Source organism: Bowdeniella massiliensis, from assembly GCF_023634005.1.
Taxonomy (GTDB): domain Bacteria; phylum Actinomycetota; class Actinomycetes; order Actinomycetales; family Actinomycetaceae; genus Bowdeniella; species Bowdeniella massiliensis.
On the sequence record NZ_JALIQR010000004.1, the window covers coordinates 145,709 to 169,971 of the forward strand.

The window sequence follows — 24,263 nt, forward strand, 5'->3', positions numbered from 1 at the left end:
GTGAAAGAACGGGACAAGAAGGTCGGGGTTGACTGGGCTCGGCTGGAGCAGGAGGGGTTTGACCGTCTGGTCGAGGCACTGCTGCATCGTGTGCACGCAGACGCCAATAGAGTCTGGTCACCCGAGGATTCTGGCGGTGACGGCGGTCGCGATGTTCTAGTTGAGTACGACCACAAGACCATCATCTACCAGTTGAAGTTCTACAAAGACGGGCTGACGAGCAAGCCAGAGTCGCGTAAGCAGCAGATCATCCGCTCCTTCAAGGCTGCCCTCAAACACGAGCCTGATGAGTGGGTCTTGGTCTTCCCCAGCAAGATCAACGACGCTATGAGCAAGTTCCTCACACTGCTTCCCAAACGGAAGGAGGTGAAGGACATCGCCCATGCCACCAAGGTCACGATCAGCACCAGGGACCGTCCGAAGTTGGACGACCTGCTGTCGAGGTATCCGGACCTGTTGAATCTGGTGGAGCGAGACGACGACTATCTCATGCGCGCTGCGCAACTCTACGCCCAAGAGCGTGCGGTGCTGGCGGGTGGCATCGCTGACCTCACAGCGCGAGTACACGGACTGGGCGATCTCACCGACAGCGTGGACCCTCATTGGGGCGTGTCGTTTTGGCGCGATGGCGAACGCACTGTTGTAACGCCGGTAGCGAAGCATCCCGGAGCCGCGCGGGTGAGTCCGATCACGCAGTCACTCACGCTGCGGTTCCCTAAGACCGCAGGCGATCTGGCAGCCCAAGCCGAAGCCGTCTTCCAGTACGGCGGCAAGGAGACGCTGTGCATCCCCGGGGAGTACGTGGAGATGGGTGAATACGAGGGGCCGGACTTCTTCAAGTGGAATGGTGAGATCGAAGGGCTTTTCATCGGAGCCGGGGAGGGTAACCCACGGGTCGTCGGTAAGCCTGTGAGGCTCGTCGTCCTAGATGGAGCGGGCGAGGTGTTGGTCGATGACGAAGGCACTGTGTCATACGGCGCGATGGGTAACGCTGGTCACACCATGGAGATGTCGCTTTCCGGAAACGTGACTGTGGAGATGCGGGCACCTACGCAAGAGGGCGAGTCGGCCCACCTCACGATGCGTCAGGGGGCCGAGAGTGCCAGCCCCGCCCAGGTGCGCGATGGCGCTGCGCTCATCAGTGCCATATCCCGTGCCGCCACCATGGAGGTCCATCTCGACGGTAACAAGATGCACGTGCTGGGGTCACGCCAAGAGAACGCTGACCCGGAGTACCTAACTCGACTGGAAGGTGTGCGTCTGGCTGCCGACGACCTAGCCGTCATCCAGCAACACCTGAGGCAGCACTTCCCCATGCCCGACGTGATCGACCCCCTAGAGCGCCTCTGGATACGTGCGCTCCGGATCGTCCTCGAAGGCGGTGTGGCTCCGGTGCCGCTGGACAAGATGAAGGTGGAACTTCTGGAGAGCATTGACCTAGAGACACTCGATCACGGCCAGAAGCACCAGGCTCTCTGGCTCTCCGAGAAGGGCGAGAGCGTCCACCTGGCCGGGCGAGACCTTCGACTCCCGGCGCTCGCCTACTGTCATCCCGAAGTCACGTTCGCGGTGAACGCGGAGAATAGAACCTCAGTTGTCAGCCCCGTGAACGGTGAAGTCTTCGTCCTGTACGCACCTGGGCTTTTGCAAGACAAGAGCGGACACGTGACGCCATGGAACCTGCCCACGGTGACCGAGCCGAAGACTCCCACGCTCCGCTTCGCTCAGTGACGCGCGCTTCAATGGATCAGTCCTCGGGAACGAGTTGTCTGGCGCTCAACGGCTCCACACCGTTGTGACGGTCACTCATCAAGACGTTGCCCTGACGGCTGATCCTTCCCTCCAGAGCCACTGTCGTCCGTCGCTTCATCCAGTCCAGCGCATCATCGAAGCGCTGGTCATCGGTCACCCGGACGCTCACGTGGGTGCTGCGCGATTTCCGGAAGGTGTCGATGGTGACGGTGCCGCCCTGCTCAGGGTCACGGGCGACGGCCACGATGGGTCCGGTGAGAATCTCGACGTTGGGCTCTGGGGTTGCCTTGCGGAGCACCTTCGCCACTGCGTTGACACGCGGTGCAGCAGCAGCCGGGATAGAGACCTTGCTGAGGTTCTCGGGTTGTGGCCCCGCCACCGGGGCCCATCGGAACTCTGCGCCGAACTCCGCCACGGCCTCCTCCGACAGGACATGATGGAGAGCAGTAGCGAACTCGGCACTCACCCCGGCGAAGATCAGGTTCAGTGCATCGCTCTGCCTTGGCTCACGTTCGGGAGTCACGACGACTTCGTGGACCTTCCTGAGTGCTTCTGCGAAGGTCCGCATGACCCGACGCTCCTCAGGCTCCGGTGGCGCAGCATCGACCAGTCCCTCGTCAACTGGGACCGGCTCACTGACGGGAAGGAGCAGCGGGATGATGAACGACCCCCGCTTCGTGTGAGCCATCCGAGCCGTGCCTGCGATCTCGTCGGCATCCTTGTTGTAGTTGCCCCTGATCTGCGCTCGCGCTCTCCTGGACGTGGTTGCGCAGGACCTGAACATCCGCCATGCGCCCTGCATCATCGCCGTCCCGGCCTCGTACGGGATCGTGTCCGTGATCACCAGGTCATTCGCGGCGCGCAGGTTGGCCACGTCGGTCGACATCAGCATGATGTCCGTGACGACCTGCTCGACCGTGACCCGCTCAACCTCGGCCAGACGTGCAGTGATCGAGCGCCAGTCAAGCGAACCCTCCTGGACCTCGTGGGGTACTGCGACGGACAGGTCAGTCGCCTCGTGGTCCCACAGGCGTCCCGAAGCGCCCGGATCACGCGGGGACTCCCATCCGTGGCTCGCGAGGTAGAGCGACAGGTTGCGTTGAAGGTCTCTCATGCCGCCCCTCCTGTGAAGACTCGTCGGACCTGTTCGTCCCAAACCTGGAACGTGTCGAGGTGGAGCCGATTCTGCACGGGCACTCTGACAGTCCCCGGCTGAGCGTCGTTGACCTGCGTCCAGTAGGCGTGTGCGTGCCAGGTGGTGGAGCGCTCAGCCTGGGTCACCATGGAGGCAAATTCTTTGCGGGACAGCACGACGAGCACGAGATAGACGGGAAGTCCTTGGTTCGACCACTTCTCGCACCACTCGGCCTTGACCGGCACCGAGTAGGTGCCGTCCTTGTTCCGGCGCTGAGACGTGCCCGTCTTCACCTGCACGGTGACAGGTGACTTCGTGAGGTGCACCGTCAGGTCAACGGCACCGTAGTCCTCGCCGGGAGATGTCTCTTCGTTGCGGATGCCTGCCTGCGCCGCGAGACTCCGCACGTAGTACGTCCCGATCCTGCCGATCCGGTCCGCTGACGCGATGTCCCCCAGAGCAGGGGATTGCGACACCGCTGACATGAAGGAAGTCTAGCAGGCCCAGCGCCGCCGTGACGGCCTTCCTGAGCCGAAGCGGGACATCCGGGCCTTCGACGGCTTCGCGAACGGCGGGGCGGCTCCTCGCGAGTGAGGTCAGGCTCAGAGACCGCTGACCCACGCCTCCTCCAGCAGCACCGACGCCAGCGCGTACTCGGTGCGGTCCCGGTCGAGATCGGGGACGAGATGGGTGAGGTCCTGCGTGGCGCGCTCGGCTGCCTCGAAGACGGCGCTGATCAGTGTCTGCTGGTTGGTCGCTCTCATGCGCCTGGACTGTAGCCAGGCTGGCCGACATCCTCAGCAACTCCAGCGAGACAGTTCTTGTCGTCGCTGATCACAAGTGATGCGGAACCCCGCGCCCTCCCAGCGAAGAGCGCGGGGTTCTAGTCCGGTCAGCCCTTCGGCGGGTAGGAGTCCCTCCCGTAGGAGTTCTTCTCACCGATGGTGCCGTCCATCTTCTTGATGACGTGCTCCACGCCTCGGTCCTTGGCCATCTCGCGGCCAGCCGCCTGCGCTGCCGCCTTGGTGTCGTGGACATTGCTCGCCCGGCTGTTGCCCTGCGCGCGGTTCTTCCACTGGCCGTCCTCGTGGTACGTCTCGATGTCGCCCTTGCTCATGTTCACCTCCTTTCAAGGCTCGTCCTACCTCCAGCATGGACGGCACCTCTGACACACCTGGGACCACGGGAGCGCGCTACTACTGGGTCGTGTTGGCCTCGGAGCGCCAGTGGTTCAGGATGTCCTCGCGGTAGTGGTGCTTGGGGCGCTTGTTGACCCCCTTGGCGACATCCTTGGCGACCTTCCAGAACAGCACCGCCTCACGTCCCTTCCAGCCTGCCCGCAGGGCGGAAGCGAAGAGCAGGTCGGGCTCGATGACGTGCCCGCCCTTGCGCAACTCCATGAGCCCGTGGGTCACGCGGTCACCGTCGCGGTAGTCGTGCATCGTGGTGCCGCCGTAGGTCCTCCCGGTGAACGACTTCACCGCTACGGCCACCACGGGGTCGGTGATGAGGGGCTCGGGAGTCTGGATGGGCGGGCCTGACAGGCACTCGGGTCGGTAGGCGTTGATCCAAGGACGGTCGAAAGGTAGATCGTCCCCGCCGATCCATCCGCCCCGCTTGTCGTTCTCCGGCACGTAGGCGTGCACGAGGCAGACAGGGTGATCGAAGGGCTCGATCTCCACCAGAGTCTCCAACGGGAGGTCCACAGCCACGACAGGGCCGTTCGGAGTACGGAAGGAGCGACCGCGGACGTGGGCGTTCTGAGTGGACCGCGATCCCCAGCGAGGGGGCCTGAGCCACCAGGCCCGCAGGTAGGCCCTCCTTGTCCCAGCACCACAGCGTGACGGGCTGGCCGTCCTCGGCGTGGTCCCGGGCCCAGCGAAGGGCGGTGATGAGGTCCTGGTGCCGGTCGGTCGTGTTGCACAGGGCGGTGTAGGCGCGCGTCATGTCCGGGACGTTGCCAGAGGTCACTGACAGTTCTGGCGGGCACAGCCTCCTCGCTGTGTCCCACCACCATGTGGTGAACCTACCCTTGGGCGTGTGGTGAAGTATTCAGACCGTTGGTGAGAGGCGCGTCTGACGTGGGCATTCACCGTTTCCTTGAATAGCCACCATGGCTATTCATTTGTACTAGCCGATTTTCTTCAAGCGAACTCCCGGCCCCGGGTCACCAGGGCCGGGACTTCTGCGTTGGAGGGCGCTCGATGCACGGTGGCTACGCCGGGTCCGCCCCTGGTCGGCCACGCCTGGCCGGTTCTGTCGTTGCCGCTGCCTACGATGACAGAGAGCGAGTTCGAGCACTCGCAGACCGTGAAGGAGACGTAGCGAGTGTCGAGGCTGACTGAAATACTGAGGCAGGCCCGGAAGGCCGACAAGCAACTCGGGCTCGTCTTCGAGCAGCATCAGCCCGAGGCCGTGGAGTTGCCGAGTCGGGCCCCGCGTCGTGGGGACAAGGTGCGGGCTGGAGATCCCGACCTAAACCGGAGGTAATGACCATGACCGCGAGCGTGCCGTTCAGCGTCTACCAATGGATGCGCGCCAACCGCGCCGATGTGGCTTCATGGGCGGTCTGGAAGAACCCGCCGGAGGTGCTCGACCCGGACAGCCAGTTGACCACCGCAGGAGTGGGTGAGGTGGGCTTTTTCGAGGCGCCCACTGAGGACGACTACCTCGCAGGAGTGGGGCAGGCCCTGCGGCGGGACATTGTGCTCGTCGGACTGAACCCTGCCGGACGTCAGGATAAGACCGGGCGGGTCGTTCGGGATGCGCGTACCTTCGGCTGCTTCCACGACACGAGTTCTGTGACCAAGGACCACCGCCTTCGTGCCGTGGCCTACCACTGGGGCCTGTGGGGAGGATTCATCGTGGACCTCGACACCATAACCGTGGAGACGTCCTCCAAAGTGGCCGAAGAGAAACTGAAGAGTGATGCCAAGCATCGGGATATCTGCGCCCAACTCCTGGACGAGACCCTTGGACATCTTGAACCGCCTCGCCACGCCACCGTCGTCTTCCTGGGTGGGAGCGTCAGGGATCTAGTGGAGAAGAAGCAGGAGTTCCGTACTGTCTTCGAGAAGTACTTCGACTCACCTAGCGTGACGATCTGGCACTACTCCCACCGAGGTGGACTGAACGCTCGCATCTGCAACGCGACCAAAGTTCTCGGTTCCCGCCAGGACCCCTCGGGCCTGTGGGTGCCCGGACGAACGGACCGACCATGAGGTTCACCCTGAAGGACTACCGGAGCGAGGCCCGTCCGGGACGTGCTGCGTAACCTGGATCCGGCCCGGGACATGTACCACCGCTACGGGCCGCTGTCAGAGTCATCTCTCACGGCGTCGACTGGCGCGGGCAAGACCGTCAAGGCGCGTCTGGCGTGGGTATTCACCGTTTCCCTGAATAGCCACCGTCAACCAGCAGGCGAGCCTGCTGGTTTCTCTGCATCTGTGATGGGCCTCTAAATAATTTTAAGTGCCGCACGTACGTTGGGGCCGCCTTGGTAGCTTGAAAATATGGGCGGGATCTGGTGGTGAGACTCCCGCGACGCTAGAAGGCAACAGTGTCTGGCTGCCGAAACATTGGTGATCCGAGTTAAGAGATTCCGTGCGAATTCATGCGTGCCCAGCTTGCACGGGTCGCGGCCGGTGAAATCATCCCCGAAAAAGCCCTTGCGCTCATTGAGGGCCATGACCTCGACTGCGTGGCTTCCTACGAGGAGATTTACCCGGACGTGTTTGCTAGCTGCACTGCGATGGAGTGGGAGCAGGTGCTCGAGTATCTCGATTACTACCAAATTCGACCCCCCCACAGCAAGATCGGCATCTTTCTGGTGGCTATACGAACTCGACAAGGTGTGCCAGAGATTGATCGGGAGAACCACGACCAACTCTACGAGCTACATCTGAGAGTCACCGCTCCCGGGTGGGAGGAACTGGAAAAAGCATATTCGCAGAGGTGGCAAGAATGCCCGGAACCCTGTGATGTCGAGGGCATTGTCTGGCGCGATGAGGTGTATGGAGCAGCAGATCGCGGAGAGATAACATACCTCGAAGCTCACCGTCGGGCCGAAAAAATATGCGCCTATTACGAGGGCCGGGATCCGTCTGACGCGCAACACCAGATCAACGAGGCAGGGGATCGGGTCGCGCGTGGCGAGATCTCGTCGGAGAGTGCTGAGTGGTTTGCGCTGAAAATTCAGTTAGAACCCGAGGCTGATCGAGCGCATTCGCGCCAGGCCGACCCTGAGTAATACACGCTGGCGAGGTGAGATGTAAGCGTGAGTGGCGAGCTACTCGACCTGCTGGAACATCCAGTCGTCGTCGCGGCGGCGAGGACGGACGGGATTTTGGGTGGACCTCGGCTTCGGCCGCGGTGAAGCGGCTTTGCTCGCGTTGTAGCGGACGAAGATCGCCGCTCCTACTCCTATAGAGGTCGCTTTTTCATCTGTTAGGGTGCTGACCGATCAAACGCGCTGTTATCCATGAGAAGAGACGCGACTCGATCTCTAGCGGACATAATATGGGCATGCATTGTTTCCGATGCTCGCTCAGCGTCATGGTTCGCGCATGCGTCCAGAATGGCCTCGTGTTCGGAAGCAGTCTGCTCGTGATCAACATCGCCCTTAGGGGCAGCGAACAGATATCGTTCCGCATTTTGCCAAGCGGGCTCGAGTCCACGGACGAGCCATTCGGAACCCGCAGCTTTATACAGGGCGAAATGAAACCTGCGATGAGCATCCCGAGCTTCCTCTAGGCGACTTTGCTCAATGCATTGGTTATGAGCATCGAGGTGCTTGCGCGCTTCGGCTACTTCACCCCTTGAGATTCGGGAAGCTGCCAGCCGAACGGCGGTACTTTCCATAGCCGCACGTGCTGCATAGGTATCATCCAGGTCGCTTAGCGAGAGGTCGAGAACGCGGGCGCCTCGGTGCGGGAGAATCTCCACCAGTCCCAGACCTTCTAGCTGTCTTAGAGCGTCTCGAATAGGCATTGGGCTCGTGGCAAATCGTTCCGCTAGATCACGGATCCGTAGTGCGCTGCCCCCAGAAAATTCGCCCTTCAGGATTGCACCATGAAGCTCGGCGGCGACCTGATCAGCCAAGGTTCGCTGAAGCCTCATAGATACTCCTGACAGATGACGTGTCTCTGGACTAATGGTAGGCGAGACGGAAGGTCTCGCCTACCACCAACGAATTAGAGGAACAGGGGCAAAATTCCGAGAATCAAGGACGCGACGACCCCGCCAGCAACGAGCATCACTAAGCAGTAGCCCATGATGTCGCGTATGCCGAGACGAGCGATGGCCAATAGCGGAAGAGCCCAGAATGGCTGCAGGAGATTCGTCCAGTTCGCACCTTGGGCCATGGCAACGGTGATGATGCCAGGGTCTGCTCCGAGGTTCTGGGCCAGTTCGTAGAAAATGGGACCCTGCAGAACCAGATGCCCGCCATCGGCGGGGACGAAGACGTTGATGATTCCTGCGGTGAGGAAGGTAATGACGGGCAGGGTTGGACCCGTGGCGAAGTTGGCAAACGCGTTCGTGATGATCTCGCCAAGTCCTGAGCCAGTAATCATCGTGGAAACTGCAGAGTACAGCGGGTAGATGATCACGATTGGAATGATCGAGCTGCCAGCCTTCTCCGCTTCCCTCAAGTAAGGCATGACGCCCTTGTACATCATCAGCCCCAGAGAAAGGATGAGGAGGTTAATGAGGTTGAGATTCAGCGCATTTAGCCCACCTCGAGCAACAGAAACTGCGAACCAGGTGAGTCCAATTAGGGCGAGCCCGATCGACAGGATCCGACTCCGTTCGAGAATAGTGGCAAAGGTGCGCGGTTCCGCTGTAACGGCGTCAACGTTTTCAGCTTCTTCTGGCTCTTCGGGGAGTCCGACTGCTTCGTCATGCTTTGGTGCCATGAACCTCGAAATGAGGGCGTAGGTCAGTGCGAGTGCGCCAAACAGGATCAGGCTTACAGGGGTGAGGACTGTCGATGTGAGCGGAATGAGTCCCGTGGACTCTTCGAGAGGGTGGCCTGGAGTGTTCACTGTAAGGGGGATGGACGATGAGATTCCGCCCGCCCATACGGTGTATCCGGCATACGCCGCTGCAGCGAGAAGCGGGAAGTGAGCTCCTTTAATTCGCCGACTGATTTCCTTCGCCAAAATCACACCGGCGACGAAGCCTACTCCCCAATTGAGAAAAGAGATGGCGGAGGTGAAGAGACCAACGAAAAGCGCCGCCTGTGCTCCACTCTTCGGCAAGGAAGCGAGTCGCTCCAGAACTCGGGCGACCGGCGGTGTGTTCGCGAGAGCTTGGGACGTGACGATTACGACCGAGAGTTGCATAGAGAAGCCGACGAGGCTCCATACTCCGTCGCCGAAAAGTTCCAGCATTTGGGTCGGAGTCGTGGGGGTAGCTAGCACTCCCCATAAGAAGACTCCACCAACAAGCAAGGCGCCGATGACATATGGGTCTGGCAGAAACCTCTGAACAATCGCATTAGCTGCATCTGCTACGCGAAGTAGTGTGCCTTGATTGGCCGTGGTCGTCGGAGCTGTCATTATTGGCTCCTTTCGAGTTCGGAGGGCACATTGTCTCCATGTGGAAGGACTGCGATCGACTCAATCTCGATGAGCGTTTCAGGGCTCACCATCCTCGAGACTTCGAGCATCGCGCACGCAGGGTAAGGCTCGGTGAAGAACTCAGCGCGAACTTCGTGAATATCGCTGAATTGGTCCATGTCGCGGATGTAGATCGTCATTCGCACTACGTCAGCCATAGTCGCGCCCGCTTCCTCCAGCGCAACCTGCATATTCTCAAGCACGCGCCTGGTTTGGGTCTTGATATCACCTTCACCGACGACGTTTCCGTCGCTATCCCGAGAAGTGAAGCCTGGAAGAAAAATGATGCTGCCGGGATTGGTCACCTTGATGCCGTTCGAGTAGATGCCGAGCGGCGTCGCGAGCTTAGGAGACTTGATCTCCGAAATGGACATGGTCATCGGGCGTCCTCATCGTTGTCGTAGAACTCGGGGCGTGACGGGTAGTGAGGCCCGTCGTAGATTTCGAGGAAGATGGTCTCCTCAAGGGCTACAGTCGGTCCGTGCAGGTGCCCTACCTGGTTTCCATAGAAATCACCAGGTTCTAGGACGATTCCGGATTCGGGATACTCGTACTTTCCCGACAGCATGTACATGAACTGGTTCGAGGCATGCTCGTGCAAGATTGGGATGCCTGCGCCCTTTTCAAATTTGATCAGCGCGATTGTGGCGCCGGTTTCTTCGTGACGGAAGAAGGTCTTTTCGAAGCAGCCTTTCAGGGACTTCTCTTCCCATTCGAGGTCGGACTCCGAGACCTTCCGCTCGCCGTCGATCGGACCGTCAGGGTTGTAGGACATGGTGTCTCCTTTGAACGTAGTTCGTGTATTATCCGAGATAATATGTGATCACATATCTAAACCGCAAGGGTTCGACCATAGTTTTGAACGCGGAACTGATTGGAGGAGCAAAATGAAGCTCGCAACGGTGAAAGTTGGGGACCAAAGTCGGGCGGCACGTCTCGAAGACGAAAGGTATGAGTTACTTCCGTTCGACAGCGTGGGTCAGCTGTTGCGCTCAGGCGAGGACTTGAGCGAACTAGATTTGAGCACGGCAGAGCTCGTAGCTGCCGCGGACGTGACGCTCCTTCCTGTCGTCCCTGACCCTGGCAAGATCCTTTGCGTCGGGCTCAACTATGCCCACCACATCGAAGAGATGGGGCGTCCGCGTCCTGAGTACCCAACGGTATTTGCCAAGTTCGCAGACACGTTGACGGGGCCAGACGATGACATTGTGATTCCGGCTTCCGCGCAAGCGGCATTGGATTGGGAAGCGGAACTGGTCATCGTGATCGGAGAGACCATTCGCAATGTCACTGGTGCTGCTGCGGCCAGCGCGATAGCTGGCTATACCGTCATGAACGACATTTCAATGCGGGATTGGCAGAACCGTACAAACGAATGGCTCCAAGGAAAGTGCTGGGAAAGGACAACTCCTCTGGGGCCTGTGATGGTCACGGCCGATGAACTTGAGGATTTGAACCTCGAGATCTCCTGCGAGGTTGACGGTGACGAACGCCAGGCTGCAAATACGAACGACCTTGTCTTCGACCCGGTGACGCTTGTCGAGTATCTTTCGACAATCGTGACGTTGCGTCCTGGTGATCTTATTGCGACCGGCACACCTGGAGGGGTTGGACATGGAATGGACCCCAAGACGTATCTTCAGGATGGTCAGCTGATCACAACTACAGTAGAACGCATCGGGACCCTACGAAATCGTATTGTTTTCGCCTAGAACATCCAGTCGTCGTCGCGGGGGCGAGGGCGGACAGGATTTTGGGGTTGACCTCCGTTTCGGCGGCGGTAAAGCGGGCGGGGTAGCCGAGGTTCATGAGGGCTTTGTTCGCGTTGCAGCGGACGAAGATTGCAACGTCATCCATGAGGCCGAGCGGCTCGTAGAACTCGCCGGAGTACTGCAGTTCGAGTTCGTAGAGTTCACCGAGCAGGCTCGCGGTGAAGTCCTTGAGTTCCAGCCGTGGACGGCCTTGTCACGCAGGATCAGGCGGATCATGTCGGCGGTGTTTGTCGTCGTGGCTTGGACGGAGAAGTGCAGCGGCAGGTAGAACCCCGAGCCACTCAGCTTTCGGCTTTGCCGAGGCGCCAATACCCCATGAACGCGATCTGGCGGCGATCGATCCCGACCTCGCGGACAAGGTAACGGCGCAGCTGCTTGACGCAGCCGGCTTCGCCGGCGATCCAGGCATAAAACGCGTCCTGCTCGCTGGTGTCCGTCTCCCACAAAATGACGTCATCGACGTTCACGTCCTCGGGCTCGGCATGCTCGCCGGGGGCGGCGAAGCGCGCGAGGTCTAGGCCGCGGATCGCGCGATCGAGCAGCTCGCCGCGCGCGAACTCGGATCCGCGCACGAGCCACGTGACGTCCACGCTCGAGGGTGTGGTGAGGGGGAGGCGATCGCGTTGCTCGCCGACCTCGATGAGCGCGGTGCCGCGCACGGGTGCGGGCAGGCTCTCGAGGATTGCGGCGATGGCGGGCAGGGCCGTCTCGTCGCCGATGAGCAGGAGCTCGTTCGCGCTGCCGGGGCGGAATTCGATGCCGCGGTAGGCGGGCGTCGCGAGGCGGCGGTTGGGGCCGAAGATCGCGAGAGTGTCGCCCACCTGGGCGTGCTCCCCGAAGCTGGCGCCGGGCCCGGAGCTGTCACCGCCGTGCAGCACGATGTCGATGTCGAGCTCGGGGTGCCCGGCTGCATCGGGCCGGAATTCGCGCACGGTGTAGGTGCGCAGGTAGCCGCGTACGGCAGGATCGGAGGCAAGCCAGCGTCGGTACCAGCCGGTATGGTCGGCGGGCGCGGGCATGCCGGGCCGCAGCGCGAGCAGCTCGGGCGACAGTGGGCCACCGGGGGTGGCCGGCAGGGCCAGCTTGATGCGTAGATCGAGGCTCGGCCCGCCCGTGCCGAAGTGCGCAAGGTCCGCGCCCGTGACGGTGACGCGCCGCAGCGAGGGGCTGAGATCGGTCACGCGCGTGACCGTCGTGGCAAAGACGAGGTGATCGCAGAGCGCGTCGGTGAAGTCGGTCATGAGGTAGCTCCTAGTGTGTGGTGGCGGCCGATGGGAAGGACGAGTGGGGTGGCGGAGACCGGGTCGGTCATGACGTGGGCGGGCAGGGCGAAGACGTCGCGCACCATGGCGGGCGTGATGACGTCGGTGGGCGAGCCGGCGGCGTAGATCTCGCCGCCGCGCAGGGCGACGATGTGATCGGCGTAGCGTGCGGCGAGGTTGAGATCGTGCAGGACGATGACGATGGTCGTCGCGCGGCGGGCGTTGAGATCGGTGATGACGTCCAGGACCTCGAGCTGGTGGGCGATGTCGAGGAAGGTCGTGGGTTCGTCGAGCAGCAGGATGTCGGTTTGCTGCGCGAGGGCGAGCGCGATCCAGGCGCGCTGCCGCTGGCCGCCGGACAGTTCGTCGACGGGGCGATCGGCGAGCGCGGTGATCTGGGTGAGTTCCATCGCCTCGGCGACGGCAGCCGCGTCGGAGGGGGAGAAGCGCTTGAACAGGCCCTGGTGCGGATAGCGGCCACGCCGCACGAGCTCGGCGACGGTGATGCCGGCCGGGGCCGTGGGGGACTGCGGCAGCAGTCCGAGCTCGCGGGCGAGGGCAAGGGTGGGGCGGGAGCGGATGTCGGCGCCGTCGAGCAACACGGCTCCGCTGCGCGGGCGCAGCAGGCGGGCAAGGGCGCGCAGCAGCGTTGATTTACCGCAGCCGTTGCCGCCGACGATGACGCTGATGCGGCCGTCGGGGATAGTGAGCGTGAGATCGGAGACGACGGGGTGGGCGTCATAGGCGAGCGTGAGATGCTCGGCGGCGAGGTTCGGCATGCGTTACTTCCCGGGGGAGTGGTGGCGAAGGAGGACAAGGATGAGCGCGGGGGCGCCGAGCGCGCCCGTGACGACGCCAACCGGCAGCGAGGTGTGCGGCAGCAGGTTCATCGCCAGGGCGTTTGCGACAAGGACGAGGCACGCGCCGGTCAGGGCGGCGGCGCCGATGCGGATGCCTCGGCCGGTCAGGGCCGCGGAGATCGGTCCCGCAAGGAAGGCGACGAAGGCGATCGGGCCGGTGACGGCGATCGGGATAGCGCTGAGCGCTACCGCGACGAAGACGAGCAGCGCCCGCGCGCGAGAGACGTTCAGCCCGAGGGCCGCGGCCGCGGCGTCGCCGAGCTCGAGGATGGTGAGTTGGCGCCTCACGACCGGCAGCAACGTCACTCCGATGACGCCGAGGCCCGCGGCAAGGAGTGCGGCGCGCGGCCATGTGCTCGTTGCGAGGGAGCCGGTCAGCCAGTGCAGCGCGTCGGAGGCCGTGCGGATCGCGGCGCGGGTGAGGAGGTAGTGGATGAGCGCTTGCAGCATCGCGCCGATCGCGACGCCCGACACGATGAGCTTGGCCCCCGCGCTCGCGCCCGAACCGGCCAGCAGGTAGATGACGGCGGCGACGGCGAGCCCGCCGGCTAGCGCGGCGAGCGGCATAAGGCCGTCGGCGGTTCCGGCGATGACGAGGTAGGCGACGGCGGCCGCGGCCGCCCCATAGCCGACGCCGATCACGTCCGGGCTCGCGAGCGGGTTTTTCAGCCAGCGCTGGAACAGCGACCCCGAGGCGCCGAGGCCCGCGCCCGCGAGCGCGCCGATGACGATGCGCGGCAGGCGGTCTTCCAGCAGCAGGAAACTCACGCCCGGCACGTCCTGGCCGCGCAGCACCGCGATGACGTCGCCGGCCGCAAGCGGATCGCGGCCCCACACGATCGTCGAGAGCGCGGCAAGGATGCCGAGCGCAACTAGGAGCAGGCTCGTGGTGAGGCGGCGGGTCATAGCGCAGTTCCTTTGATGCCGCGACGGACGAGAACGATGAGCAGCGGCGCCCCGAGCAGCGCGCACATGATGCCGACCTGCACTTCGCTCGGCGGTGCGATGACGCGGCCCAGCGTGTCGGCGGCGAGCAGCAGAATTGGTCCGCCAAGGGCGCTCGCAGGCAGCAGCCAACGGTAGTCGGAGCCGACGAGCGTGCGCATGGCGTGGGGCACCATGAGCCCGACGAACGCAATCGGCCCCGCGAGCGCGGTGGCCGTTCCCGCAAGGAGAACGACGGCGAGGCCGCCGATCGCGCGCGTCACGCCCAGTCGAAAGCCGAGTGCGCGAGCCATGTCATCGCCGAGGGCCACGGCATTGGCGGCGCGGGCCGTCGAGGCGAGCAGCAGCGCGCCCGGCACGATGAGCGCCAGGGCGGTTAGCACCTCGGAGGTGGAGCGAGCCGCGAGCGTGCCGACCTGCCAGAATCGGAAGTCGTCGAGCGCGGTGTCGGACACCATGAGGAGCGCCATCGTTGCGGAGGACAGCGCCGCGGCGAGGATCGCGCCCGCGAGCGCGAGCTTCAGGGGCGTCGGCCCCTGGCTGCCCACCGAGGCGAGAACGTAGACGAGTGCCATGGCCGCGGCGGCGCCGACGAATGCCGCGCTCGAGGCCGCTGCGATCCCACGCGCGCCAAGGAGCGAGGTAATAAGGACGACGGCGAACGCGGCGCCGGCGTTGATCCCGAGGATCCCGGCATCGCCCAGCGGATTGCGCGTCAGGCCCTGCAGGCCCGCCCCCGCCAGCGCGAGCGCCGCGCCGATCGCGACGCCCGCGATCGTCCGCGAGACGCGCGAGGCAACGATGTCGGCGGCGAGCTCCTGGCCGCCCGTGCCCGCGAGTGCGGCCACGACGTCGGCCACGCTGACGGCCTTCGCGCCCCACATGAGGGAGGCGAGGACGGCCGCCGCGAGGACGAACACGAGCGCGCCGAGGGTGAGGAGGTTCCGCGGCGCGCTCGGCGCCGGGACGCTACCGGCCAACGGCGGCCTTGGCTCCGGCAGCGATCGCGGGCACGACGGTATCGATCGCCCACGGCAGTGACAGCGGCGAGGACGCGGAGATCGCCAGCACATCGGCGTCGTTGGTCAGCAGCACGAGGCCGCCCTTGCCGTAGGCCGGAATCCGGCCGAACAGCGGGTTGGCCGCGACGACCTCATCGGCGTTTTGCCCGCCCGGCCCCCAGGAGAAGAAGACGTCCGAGTCGAGTTCGTCGGCGCGCTCGGGCGAGACGTTCGTATAGAAGCCGGTGCCGGTGGCGAGCTGCTTGACGATGGGCGCCTCCACCATCCCGAGCGCCGTGAGGAACCGCGGCCGGGTATCGCCCGAGGTGTAGACGTTGATCCCACCCTTGGCCGGCTCGAGGTTGCCGGCGATGAACGTCGCGCCTTTCAGCTCGGGGAACTTCTCGGTCTGCTGCGCAATCTGCGCTTCGACGTCCTTGACGACGGCCGCTGCCGCGTCGGCCTTGCCGAGCATCTCGCCCGCGGCCCGCGTGACGTCCTGCCAGGGTGCGGTGTAGTTCGCCGCGAGCGGTCCGACGGTCGGCGCGATCTTCGACAGCTTGTCGTACTCCTCCTTGCTGAGCCCGGAGTATGCGGCAAAAATCGCGTCCGGTTTCGCCTTCGCGATCCCGGCGTAGTCGATCCCGTCGGACACATCGAACTGAACGGGCGCGCCCGTAGAACCGATCGCCGCACCCAGCTCCGCGAGCTTCGCATCCTTCCAATCGGTGGAGTTCTGGGCGTTATTGCCCCAAATATCGCTATCCATCCCGACGGGAACGACGTCGAGCGCGAGGAGGGCATCGGCATTGACCCACGAGATCGTGGCGACGCGAGTCGGGGGAGTCGTGAACTCGGTCGTGCCGTAGATGTGGTCGACGGCGCTCGCGGTGGAGCTTTGCGAGGAGGCGGGGGTATCCGAGGGCGACGGGGTGGAGCTGCAGGCCGAGGTGGTGAGCAGTGCGCTCGCAAGGACCGCAACGAGGGCGACGGAGCGAGGACGTGGAGTCATGAGAAACCTTAAGAACTGGGAAACTGTGGTTAGGCTTACCTAACTGATCGACGTCACACTACAGTAGTGGTGCGCCCACCCGCCGATCAACCGTTCGCGGCTGTGACCTCGCTTCCCCTTTTAACGTGCGTCAATCCCTGCCCTCGGGCAGAGTAAAGGCATGACTACCAATGACAAGCAGATCATCGTTTCCCGGATCATCGACGCTCCCGCCAAGGACATCTTCGACCTGCTGACACTGCCGGCCCGCCACAGCGAATTCGACGGCTCCGGCACGGTCGTCTCCGACGAGAAGTCCCAGCGCATCCAGGAGGTTGGCGACGTCTTCGTCATGAACATGCACGCCGAAGCCATGGGCGGCGACTACCAGATGTACAACCACGTCACCGCCTATGACGAGAACAAGATGGTCGGCTGGCAGCCCGCCCAGGAGGAGAACAAGGACGAGCCTGCCGGCTGGGAGTGGCTCTACACGCTGGAAGCCGACGGTTCGGATTCCACCAACGTGACCCTCACCTACGACTGGTCCAAGGTGACGGACAAGGACCTCATCTCGATCTTCCCCGCCTTCGACGAATCCACGCTGGAAGAGTCCCTCAACCAACTCGCCGCCGCCGTCGCGACGAACTAACGCCCAGCTTCCTCGCCCGAACAAAGCCCGCCCCACCAGCCGTGGCGGCGGGCTTTGGCCTGTCACAATAAGAACCGTGCGCGCCGCCATCGATTACCCCCACCTCACGGACTCGCAGCGCGACTTCATCGCGACGGCGCTGCCGGGCGCGCGCCTCATCGCCGATCTGTCGTGGCACCTCGTGGATTCCTGCGTCCTGCACTGCGTGAGCGGAAACGACGAGGTCATCATCAAAGCCGGCGGCGCGGACAACCACCACATCGGCCGCGAAATCTCCGCCCACGACGACGACGCCCTGCAGGCCCTGATCGCTCGTAGCGCCGCGCCCCAGCTGATCGCCGCCGACCGCGAGGCCAGAATTCTGTGCGCCGAATTCCTGCCCGGCTCACTCGTTGAGGGGACGGTCAGCGAGGCGGAGCCGGGCATCAGCGAGCAGGCCGGCGAGCTGCTACGAGCGCTGCATTCAGCGAGCGAAAGCCTCGATGAGTCGATCGAGCGTCACATGAGGAAAAAGGCGCTGCAGTGGCTGAACCGCCCCCACCGCATCCCGCCCGCGCAGGCCGATCGAGCAGGCGAGATCCTGCGCGCCCACCGTCCGGAGCCCGTCATCGTCGTCCCCAGCCACGGCGACTTCTCACCCCGCAATTGGATCGTGCACGACGGCCGCGTCGCACTCATCGACTTCGGACGCTTCGGCCACCGGCCCGCCGTCCTAGATTTTCTGCGCATCGCTGGCCGCCAATGGCGCACGTACCCCGCCACGCGCGCGGCGTTTTATCGCGGCTACGGCCTGGCCGAGGGGATCGAATCGAGCCCGCAGTGGCTTATGGCCGAGCTGCGCGAAGCAATCGCCACCGCTGCCTGGGCATACAAGGTCGGCGACGAGGCCTTCGAGCGCGAGGGCCGGCAGCGCCTTTCCGCCGTCCTTGCCCGGGCAAACCGCTGACCTACGTGCGGAGCTCGGGAAACCGAAACACCGTTGGCTGGGCCCTTCAAATCCTCCAGCCTTTGCGGAACCTCATAGGGTTTCACGTCGCGAAAGAACACCCGGCGCTCCTCGATATCAAACGTCAAAGCCACGGCCGGCTCCCCTCTCCTGGCTGTGAGTCCACACTATCGACGACAACCGAAACCGAACTAGCATCAATTTCGATGTAACGCATTTTCGATACTGGACTTCGACACGCTTCGCTTTTGTAGGGAGCGGCGATAATAGCGACATGGCTTCACACCCTTCCGACATGCCCACCTCCGATGATTTCCGACCGATGGTGCTCCAAGTTCTCCTCGATGGTGAGACGCGGGTACGCCAGGAACTCAATTCCTTGGTCAGCAATTACGCAGGTCTAACACCCGAAAAACGGGCCGAGCGACTTCCCAGCGGGCAGTCGAGAAGCTTGAACCGGATCGGTTGGGCCATCACATCGCTCGCAACTGCGGGGGCAGTGGAACGTCCGGCTCGAGGGCTCTATCGAATCACCGAGGTGGGTCGTCAGCTCGCTGCCAAGTGGGGTGACAGGCCCTTCCGTGAAGCGGATCTTGTCGGCTTACCCATGTGGGACGCGTACCAGGCGAAACTCGAAGAACGTCGTGCATCGCGAGACGAAGTCCGTGATAGTTCCGCGAGTGTTTCTGACGACCAGGATCCAATGGAGACTATTCAGGACAATGTTGAAAAGATCAATGACGTCGTAGCGACGGAATTACTTGCCCGGCTGCAGGACTCGACACCCGAGTTCTTTGAAAAGGCCGTTCTCGATCTCCTGACAGCCATGGGTTATGGCGGAAAAGAACGCCGCATGGTTCATACCGGGCGCTCCGGTGATGGAGGCATTGACGGAATCATTCCCCAGGACCCACTGGGCGTCCAGAACGTCTACATCCAGGCGAAGCGCTACGCCGATACCAATTCGGTCGGACGCCCAGACGTTCAGGGATTCCTTGGTGCCATCACCGGACGCGGCGTGGATCGCGGCGTCTTCATCACCACGTCGTCTTTCACGTCAGACGCACGAACCTTTGCAGAGCGAGAAATCCACGGCAAGATTGTCCTCGTCGACGGCCAGCTGCTGACGAAGCTGATGCTGCAATACGGTGTCGGTGTGCAAAGCCGCCAGGTCATCAGGATCCCGGAAATCGATGAGGACTTCTTCGAAGAGTAGGAGCAAGCTAGCGCAGCTGCGATAACACTGCTCGCGCATAGGCGGAGGCAGCGCTTGCATCTGCGTGCCGTGAGCCGTCGCGTAACTCCACGACGAACCCACCGGCGGCGGCTTCTAGTCGAGTGAAATTCTCGCCGAGGAATTCGCGTAGTTGGTCTTCTCGCGGCAACCACAGGACGTCATCGGTCGAGATCGAGTCGAGCGCCCACTCGGTCGTGCCGTTGAACTTCACGATCTGGCCCGTCGGAAGATTCTCAGCGTCGATCGTCATCTCCGAGATAACGAAAACCTCGTTATCGAGATCGCGGTCCGGAATCATGAATTGATCTCCGCTACGCGGCGTCCACGGGATGCCCGCAGCGCGAAGGTCACGTGCCCGATCAAGCGAAATCATTTAGGCGTGTCCCGCCATGCCCAGGTCTGAGGAGTCCGCGAGCTCGACGCCAGCATCGGCCATGGTCTGTCGCGCGGCCGCGCCCAGCTCCTCGGAGACTGGGACGGTAAGGTTGCTAAAGCAGCGCACCGGCCAGCCCTCCTTGCGGGCGTCGAGCGCTGAGGCGCACACGCAGTGAGACTCGGCGATGCCGACGACATCGACGGCCTCAATTCCCGCGTCCTTCAAGACCTCCGCGAGGCTCGTGCCGTCCTCGGTGACACCTTCAAATGCCGAGTACGCCGCGGAGTATTGACCCTTTTTGACGGCGATGTCGGCGTTTAAGTCCGCGAGCGCGGGGTGCAGTTCGGCCTCGGCGGTTCCGGCCACGCCGTGCGGTGGCCAGGTGTCAACGAAGTCCGGATTGTCAGAGAAATGCTCGCCCGGGTCGATGTGCCAGTCCTGCGAGGTAGCGATCAGGGCGTAGTCGTCGCGATGAGATGCGACGAAGTCGGCGATTCGTTGGGCGACGGCATTGCCGCCTGCAACGCCCAGGGCGCCGTCCTCGCAAAAGGTCGGCTGAACATCAACAACGAGCAGTGCGCGAGCCATCACGGGTCCTTCCGTAGCGTGCTTCCACCCTACTGTTGCCAGGCCGTGAATGGGCTCTTGGCGGTTGAGGATGTAGCCGTGCCGCGGCCGACCCGTGTTTTTCGCTGGCCGGGAAGAACGTCACCCATAAACGCCGCGGCACACCTGCCGGATGAGCCTGCTGCAAGCTGGGATCGAGACCTCGAGCATCGCGCTCCGGTTTGGACTCGCGAACATCCAGACCACTCGGATCTAGCTGCACGCCGACTTCGAACTAAAACGGCGGACGCTAGAGCGCGTTTCCGCCGTCGACGAGCGACGACCCGCCCGCTACCAAACCTCGGACTCTCTCATTGCGTTGCTCAAGAACCGCTAAACCCCCACCCGGTTATGTTGACCAACTAAGAATCCTACCCGCGCTAGGGCTGGCTCCCCACGACGCCACTCAACAAAGGGAGCCTGACCCGGTTTTCCGGACACGTGCGGTGTGGCGGTGGCGTTCCAGGAACGAGTATGTGATGCCTGCTGCCAAGCCATCCCGCAAGGCGGGATCCATTCGTCGCTGCTGGCGACCATCACCCTGTCCATGGTGGACGAGCACTTCCAACGCAAGTGGGACGCGCTCGGACCGTAATGGTCGCGCACGAAGCATCGACGCGCCGGGGGCGCGACGATGAAGCTGGTCCGTTATGCGGATGACTTTGTCGTTCTCGTCCGCGGGACCCGCGGCGATGCCGAGGCGCTTTGGGACGAAGTCGCTACATTGCTCGCGCCGATGGGACTGCGCCTGTCGGTGGAGAAGACGATGGTCACGCACGTAGACACCGGGCTTGATTTCCTCGGGTAGCGTATCTAGCGCCGCCGGATCAGAGGTCATGGCGGGAAAACAGCCGTGTATACACCTATCCGTCGCGAAAGTCGATAGCTTCCATCAAGGACAAGGTGCGGACACTGACCCATCGGGCAGCCCATCGAACACTCGCTGACCTGCTGCGCCGACTCAACCCGGTGCTGCCCTGGTGGTGCGCATACTTCTAGCACGGTGTCGTGAAACACCTCTTCAGCAGCTACATCGATCACTTGGCCTTCTGGCGAATCGTGGGCTGGCTGAAGCAGCGACACCCGAAACTGAGGATGCGCACCCTGGTGCGTCGCAACCTGCCAGCCTGGCAGATCCGCGACCACGGAGTCGAGTTCTTCCGATGCCAGCAGGTCACCGTGACCCGCTACCGGTATCGCGGAACACGTATCCCCACACCCTGGACGAGCGCATGGACGTGACCACATGGAGAGCCGAATGCTTAGGAATGGGCACGTCCGGTTCGGAGGGCAGCCAGCAGAAACCCACCAGTCCAAAGACTGGCAGAGCGCTGCTGGACGACCCTACACTCAACACCGCGCCAGCGACAGCTGGGTCTACTGCTGTGCAGTGATGGACGCGTGGAGCAGGCGGATCGTGGGCTGGTCGATCGCCGATCACATCCGCACTGAGCTCGTGATCGAAGCCATCGACATGGCCGAGTGGATTCAAGCCTGGCGCAACCCCCGCCGACGCCACTCCGGCCTCGGCATGAGATCACCCACGAGTCCGAAACCCTCCCCAACGCCAGCCCGGAAGCAGCATGATTTAACGAACCGAAACTGTCCGGAAGAACCGGCTAGACTCCTATCTCCCGAAGTCGACATAACACCGCTAATACACTCTTGGAAACCGGCAAATTCAGACCCCAACCACCACCATAAATTGCGAAAAGCCGACAATGCGCAGGGTTGTGCTGCCGCCGAGATAGATAATCGGCTCTTGCGGCTCGGTCTCCATGCTTAGCCGAGCGAAGCAGCTCAATGAGGAGCCCAAACGCCGAGCAGACTACATTCAGGTGGCGACTTCCAGAAGCGACGCTATCGCAGAGATTGTCATCAGAATGCCAACTAGGAACAGGACCTTTCCAGTTCGACTCAGTTGTGTTAAGCGCTCACGTAAGGGTGTAGTGGTACCCGTTTTTCGAGCGAGTCTTGGCGGCATCTCTAAATAGACAACAGCGAACGCAAATAGAGCGGCAACCGCGGAAACAATCGTGGCAACAATAGGGTTATCTAAATATTTCAGCATAAAATACTCATAAGCTGTCAGGAAAGTTCTCGGTAAATGTTATAACAAGCACGCAGTCCAATAACATCAATCACCGTAGTGCCTGTGTTAAGCATGAACTTCTTTGACTGATCTCCTGCCTTTGTGCTGGACATTCTGGCCCAAGCTAGCTTGAAGTTTCCCCTGGTCGAAACGATATTACCCGCAAAGCGGAAGTCGATGATGTAGGTTGTTTGTCCGACATCTATGTGAGTTGGGGGATATAGGCGGGCTGGTCATGATCTCAGGGTGAATAGTCAGCCGGTAGAGTGTTTACTGTCTTGGCTTCCTGAGAGTTCAGGTCTAGGCCCGCGGAGTGATCATAAGGGCGCCGACTCCCGTGTGTCGACAGAGTAGGAGCGGGGGAATCATTAAGAATCGGCGAGGCATGTGTATCTGGTATCTGGGGTGCTCACGATGATCGATGTCGTTTTCTGATGCTAAGCCCAACTGGCTTCAGTCGATGCTTCGGACTTCTAGTAGTGATCCGGAATTAGGAGGTCGCCCCGCTTGGCGACGTCTACCGCATTCCGGGCACACCGATATCCGCGAGCTAGAGCGATGGCGTTTCCACCTACTGTTGCCAGGCCGTGAACCGCAGGGTTGTGCCGTTGCCGAGGTCAATGATCGGCTCGGGCGGCTCGTACATTGCGACGTCGCCTCCCGGGGCGAGTTGGATCGCGAACGCGCCTAGGTGCGGCTGCCAATTTCCTGCCAGCTCGCCTGTCCACTCGATCTCGGTAAATGCCTTACCACCGGGAGATAGGACGATCGCGCGCGGGGTGACGGGCTCATTGCTGATGTCGAGATCGCTCACCTCGAGTCGCGGTGACATGGGCTCGCCGTCGGTGGAGGCCACGCCCATTCCGGGAAAGAAACCTAGACCGCAATCCTGGGCGCTGATGTTCTCGACCTCGATGAGGGCGTAGCGGTGGCCCGCGGCCGCATCGTTGAACTGGTAGCGGAAGATGACGTCCTTTGGCGTGCAGCTTGGCTCCTGCGGTTCGCCCTTGGCCTCGAGCAGTAAGAATGCTCGACGCTCCTCGCTCGTGAGGTCGGTGATCGGCTTTGGCGCGTTCGTCGCGGGGGCAGATTCGGCTGCATCAGGGGAGGCTTGACGGTAATTGTCGCTGCGGACGCGGTCGAGTGCCTCGCGATCGGCATCGGCGCCCGGCAGTGGACCACGAACGATAGGCTCCGGTGGCTCCGAGGAGCTGCACGCGCCGAGCAGGACCGCCACCGCGAGGATGAGTGGGCCACATCGTCGCGCGCAGTTCATGGGTGCGAGTCTACGCTCCCTCCGCAGCCGGCTTGAGGCGCTGGGTGCCGTCGGGATTCCACAGCTCGGAGGCGCCCCGCCGGTGCGAGCCAACTAGATGGGTATCGACGATACCGATGGCTTCCATCAGCGCGAAGATCGTCGTCGGGCCGACGAACCGAAATCCGTGCCGCTTCAACTCCTTTGCTAGCGCTACGGACTCGGGTGACGAACTTGGCACCTCGGCTGCGCTGCGCGGAGCAGGAGTGCGTGCCGGCCGGTAGCTCCATACGAGATCCGACAGACTGCCGGTTGCTCGAAGCTCCAGCGTCGCGCGCGCATTGGCGAGCGTCGCTTCGATCTTGCGGCGGTTTCGGATGATGCGGGCATCGGCCACGAGCCGTTCGACATCGTCCTCGTTGAACATTGCAACGGCCTGCGGATCGAAGCCCGCAAAAAGTTCGCGGAAGGCCTCCCGGCGCGCAAGAATGAGCCGCCAGGACAGCCCCGACTGAAACGCTTCGAGGCTGAGCCGTTCGAAGACACCGGACTCGTCGGTCACGGGCATGCCCCACTCGGTGTCGTAGTACTCACGCAGGAGAGGATCGCCCGCCGCCCAAGCCGGGCGCGCGAGCCCGTCCTCGCCGATGATGAGGTCCGCAGTGCTGTCAGCCATAACCCGAGGGTAAGCGCTCGCACGGCGATGGGCTCTCGGTCTGTGGATAGTGAGGTTTGCGAACTCTAGCCTTCCAGGTCGAACG

At 62.6% G+C, this 24,263-nt stretch carries 29 protein-coding genes and 1 pseudogene; 11 read left to right on the plus strand and 19 right to left on the minus strand.

Features of this window, described 5'->3' with window-relative positions:
• Window positions 1-1,731 carry a hypothetical protein gene (locus tag MUN85_RS03915; protein WP_250505468.1) on the plus strand — a complete coding sequence of 577 codons (1,731 nt, stop codon included), beginning with the start codon at window positions 1-3 and terminating at the stop codon, window positions 1,729-1,731.
• A 16-nt stretch (window positions 1,732-1,747) separates the two neighbouring features.
• On the opposite strand, the gene MUN85_RS03920 is transcribed toward MUN85_RS03915, so the two are convergent.
• The 5 genes from MUN85_RS03920 to MUN85_RS03940 all read right to left on the minus strand — a co-directional run bounded on the left by MUN85_RS03920 (window position 1,748) and on the right by MUN85_RS03940 (window position 4,569).
• Entirely contained in the window at window positions 1,748-2,866 is a 1,119-nt protein-coding gene (locus MUN85_RS03920; protein ID WP_250505469.1) for a hypothetical protein, read from the minus strand.
• Entirely contained in the window at window positions 2,863-3,372 is a 510-nt protein-coding gene (locus MUN85_RS03925) for a DUF4365 domain-containing protein (protein WP_250505470.1), read from the minus strand. The genes MUN85_RS03920 and MUN85_RS03925 overlap by 4 nt, the downstream gene beginning before the upstream one ends.
• Window positions 3,373-3,489: 117 nt before the next feature.
• Window positions 3,490-3,651, minus strand: coding sequence for a hypothetical protein (locus tag MUN85_RS03930; RefSeq protein WP_250505471.1), 162 nt, complete (start codon window positions 3,649-3,651; stop codon window positions 3,490-3,492).
• Between the two features lie 128 nt (window positions 3,652-3,779).
• On the minus strand, window positions 3,780-4,004 hold the full coding sequence (locus MUN85_RS03935) for a DUF2188 domain-containing protein (protein ID WP_027020286.1): 225 nt from the start codon (window positions 4,002-4,004) through the stop codon (window positions 3,780-3,782).
• A 79-nt stretch (window positions 4,005-4,083) separates the two neighbouring features.
• Window positions 4,084-4,569 (minus strand): DUF1889 family protein, encoded by a 486-nt coding sequence (locus MUN85_RS03940; RefSeq protein ID WP_250505472.1) that lies wholly within the window; start codon window positions 4,567-4,569, stop codon window positions 4,084-4,086.
• 807 nt (window positions 4,570-5,376) lie between these two features.
• Here MUN85_RS03940 and MUN85_RS03945 point away from each other — a divergent pair.
• Both MUN85_RS03945 and MUN85_RS03950 read left to right on the plus strand, forming a co-directional pair.
• Window positions 5,377-6,108 (plus strand): uracil-DNA glycosylase family protein, encoded by a 732-nt coding sequence (locus MUN85_RS03945; protein WP_250505473.1) that lies wholly within the window; start codon window positions 5,377-5,379, stop codon window positions 6,106-6,108.
• A 392-nt stretch (window positions 6,109-6,500) separates the two neighbouring features.
• The gene (locus MUN85_RS03950; RefSeq protein WP_250505474.1) at window positions 6,501-7,136 is read left to right on the plus strand and encodes a hypothetical protein; all 636 of its coding nucleotides are present in this window, start codon (window positions 6,501-6,503) and stop codon (window positions 7,134-7,136) included.
• Between the two features lie 197 nt (window positions 7,137-7,333).
• Here MUN85_RS03950 and MUN85_RS13035 read toward each other — a convergent pair whose 3' ends face one another.
• The 4 genes from MUN85_RS13035 to MUN85_RS03965 all read right to left on the minus strand — a co-directional run bounded on the left by MUN85_RS13035 (window position 7,334) and on the right by MUN85_RS03965 (window position 10,282).
• The gene (locus MUN85_RS13035) at window positions 7,334-8,005 is read right to left on the minus strand and encodes a GntR family transcriptional regulator (RefSeq protein WP_431603543.1); all 672 of its coding nucleotides are present in this window, start codon (window positions 8,003-8,005) and stop codon (window positions 7,334-7,336) included.
• Window positions 8,006-8,079: 74 nt separating this feature from the next.
• Window positions 8,080-9,447, minus strand: coding sequence for a TIGR00366 family protein (locus MUN85_RS03955; protein ID WP_250505475.1), 1,368 nt, complete (start codon window positions 9,445-9,447; stop codon window positions 8,080-8,082).
• Entirely contained in the window at window positions 9,447-9,887 is a 441-nt protein-coding gene (locus MUN85_RS03960; protein WP_250505476.1) for a RidA family protein, read from the minus strand. The genes MUN85_RS03955 and MUN85_RS03960 overlap by 1 nt, the downstream gene beginning before the upstream one ends.
• On the minus strand, window positions 9,884-10,282 hold the full coding sequence (locus MUN85_RS03965) for a cupin domain-containing protein (protein ID WP_250505477.1): 399 nt from the start codon (window positions 10,280-10,282) through the stop codon (window positions 9,884-9,886). The genes MUN85_RS03960 and MUN85_RS03965 overlap by 4 nt, the downstream gene beginning before the upstream one ends.
• Window positions 10,283-10,394: 112 nt before the next feature.
• Between MUN85_RS03965 and MUN85_RS03970 the strand changes: the two genes are divergently transcribed.
• Window positions 10,395-11,219 carry a fumarylacetoacetate hydrolase family protein gene (locus tag MUN85_RS03970; RefSeq protein WP_250505478.1) on the plus strand — a complete coding sequence of 275 codons (825 nt, stop codon included), beginning with the start codon at window positions 10,395-10,397 and terminating at the stop codon, window positions 11,217-11,219.
• 19 nt (window positions 11,220-11,238) lie between these two features.
• Here the strand turns inward: MUN85_RS03970 and MUN85_RS03975 are convergent.
• The 6 genes and pseudogenes from MUN85_RS03975 to MUN85_RS04000 form a co-directional block, all read right to left on the minus strand.
• Window positions 11,239-11,555, minus strand: a pseudogene (locus MUN85_RS03975) (ribonucleotide-diphosphate reductase subunit beta); the annotation flags it as partial.
• 5 nt (window positions 11,556-11,560) lie between these two features.
• On the minus strand, window positions 11,561-12,520 hold the full coding sequence (locus MUN85_RS03980; RefSeq protein ID WP_250505479.1) for a siderophore-interacting protein: 960 nt from the start codon (window positions 12,518-12,520) through the stop codon (window positions 11,561-11,563).
• Window positions 12,517-13,320, minus strand: coding sequence for an ABC transporter ATP-binding protein (locus MUN85_RS03985; protein ID WP_250505480.1), 804 nt, complete (start codon window positions 13,318-13,320; stop codon window positions 12,517-12,519). Before MUN85_RS03985 ends, MUN85_RS03980 begins: the two co-directional genes overlap by 4 nt.
• Before the next feature lie 3 nt (window positions 13,321-13,323).
• A complete protein-coding gene (locus MUN85_RS03990; RefSeq protein WP_250505481.1) occupies window positions 13,324-14,307 on the minus strand; it encodes a FecCD family ABC transporter permease in 984 nt (327 codons plus the stop codon).
• Complete coding sequence (locus MUN85_RS03995) at window positions 14,304-15,326, minus strand: FecCD family ABC transporter permease (RefSeq protein ID WP_250505482.1); 1,023 nt, start codon at window positions 15,324-15,326, stop codon at window positions 14,304-14,306. Before MUN85_RS03995 ends, MUN85_RS03990 begins: the two co-directional genes overlap by 4 nt.
• Window positions 15,316-16,359 carry an ABC transporter substrate-binding protein gene (locus tag MUN85_RS04000; protein ID WP_250505483.1) on the minus strand — a complete coding sequence of 348 codons (1,044 nt, stop codon included), beginning with the start codon at window positions 16,357-16,359 and terminating at the stop codon, window positions 15,316-15,318. The genes MUN85_RS03995 and MUN85_RS04000 overlap by 11 nt, the downstream gene beginning before the upstream one ends.
• A gap of 160 nt (window positions 16,360-16,519) precedes the next feature.
• Between MUN85_RS04000 and MUN85_RS04005 the strand changes: the two genes are divergently transcribed.
• The 3 genes from MUN85_RS04005 (at window position 16,520) to MUN85_RS04015 (ending at window position 19,152) form a co-directional block, all read left to right on the plus strand.
• Window positions 16,520-16,990 carry an SRPBCC family protein gene (locus MUN85_RS04005; RefSeq protein ID WP_250505484.1) on the plus strand — a complete coding sequence of 157 codons (471 nt, stop codon included), beginning with the start codon at window positions 16,520-16,522 and terminating at the stop codon, window positions 16,988-16,990.
• A gap of 76 nt (window positions 16,991-17,066) precedes the next feature.
• The gene (locus MUN85_RS04010; protein ID WP_250505485.1) at window positions 17,067-17,936 is read left to right on the plus strand and encodes a phosphotransferase family protein; all 870 of its coding nucleotides are present in this window, start codon (window positions 17,067-17,069) and stop codon (window positions 17,934-17,936) included.
• Window positions 17,937-18,231: 295 nt separating this feature from the next.
• Window positions 18,232-19,152 carry a restriction endonuclease gene (locus MUN85_RS04015; protein ID WP_250505486.1) on the plus strand — a complete coding sequence of 307 codons (921 nt, stop codon included), beginning with the start codon at window positions 18,232-18,234 and terminating at the stop codon, window positions 19,150-19,152.
• A gap of 7 nt (window positions 19,153-19,159) precedes the next feature.
• Here MUN85_RS04015 and MUN85_RS04020 read toward each other — a convergent pair whose 3' ends face one another.
• Window positions 19,160-19,546, minus strand: coding sequence for a hypothetical protein (locus MUN85_RS04020; protein WP_250505487.1), 387 nt, complete (start codon window positions 19,544-19,546; stop codon window positions 19,160-19,162).
• Window positions 19,547-20,137, minus strand: a complete 591-nt coding sequence (locus MUN85_RS04025) for an isochorismatase family protein (RefSeq protein ID WP_250505488.1) — start codon at window positions 20,135-20,137, stop codon at window positions 19,547-19,549.
• A 472-nt stretch (window positions 20,138-20,609) separates the two neighbouring features.
• On the opposite strand from MUN85_RS04025, the gene MUN85_RS04030 reads away from it, so the two are divergent.
• From MUN85_RS04030 to MUN85_RS04040, 4 genes are all read left to right on the plus strand, one after another.
• Window positions 20,610-20,750, plus strand: a complete 141-nt coding sequence (locus MUN85_RS04030) for a hypothetical protein (RefSeq protein WP_250505489.1) — start codon at window positions 20,610-20,612, stop codon at window positions 20,748-20,750.
• A 39-nt stretch (window positions 20,751-20,789) separates the two neighbouring features.
• Entirely contained in the window at window positions 20,790-20,963 is a 174-nt protein-coding gene (locus tag MUN85_RS04035) for a reverse transcriptase domain-containing protein (protein ID WP_250505490.1), read from the plus strand.
• 83 nt (window positions 20,964-21,046) lie between these two features.
• On the plus strand, window positions 21,047-21,154 hold the full coding sequence (locus tag MUN85_RS13040; RefSeq protein ID WP_431603544.1) for a group II intron maturase-specific domain-containing protein: 108 nt from the start codon (window positions 21,047-21,049) through the stop codon (window positions 21,152-21,154).
• A 9-nt stretch (window positions 21,155-21,163) separates the two neighbouring features.
• Entirely contained in the window at window positions 21,164-21,397 is a 234-nt protein-coding gene (locus MUN85_RS04040) for a hypothetical protein (RefSeq protein WP_250505491.1), read from the plus strand.
• 1,421 nt (window positions 21,398-22,818) lie between these two features.
• Here MUN85_RS04040 and MUN85_RS04045 read toward each other — a convergent pair.
• Together MUN85_RS04045 and MUN85_RS04050 are read right to left on the minus strand one after the other, a co-directional pair.
• Entirely contained in the window at window positions 22,819-23,523 is a 705-nt protein-coding gene (locus MUN85_RS04045; RefSeq protein ID WP_250505492.1) for a DUF4232 domain-containing protein, read from the minus strand.
• Between the two features lie 10 nt (window positions 23,524-23,533).
• Window positions 23,534-24,178: a DNA-3-methyladenine glycosylase I gene (locus MUN85_RS04050; RefSeq protein ID WP_250505493.1), complete on the minus strand. Its 645-nt coding sequence runs from the start codon at window positions 24,176-24,178 to the stop codon at window positions 23,534-23,536.
• Between the last annotated feature and the right edge of the window lie 85 nt (window positions 24,179-24,263).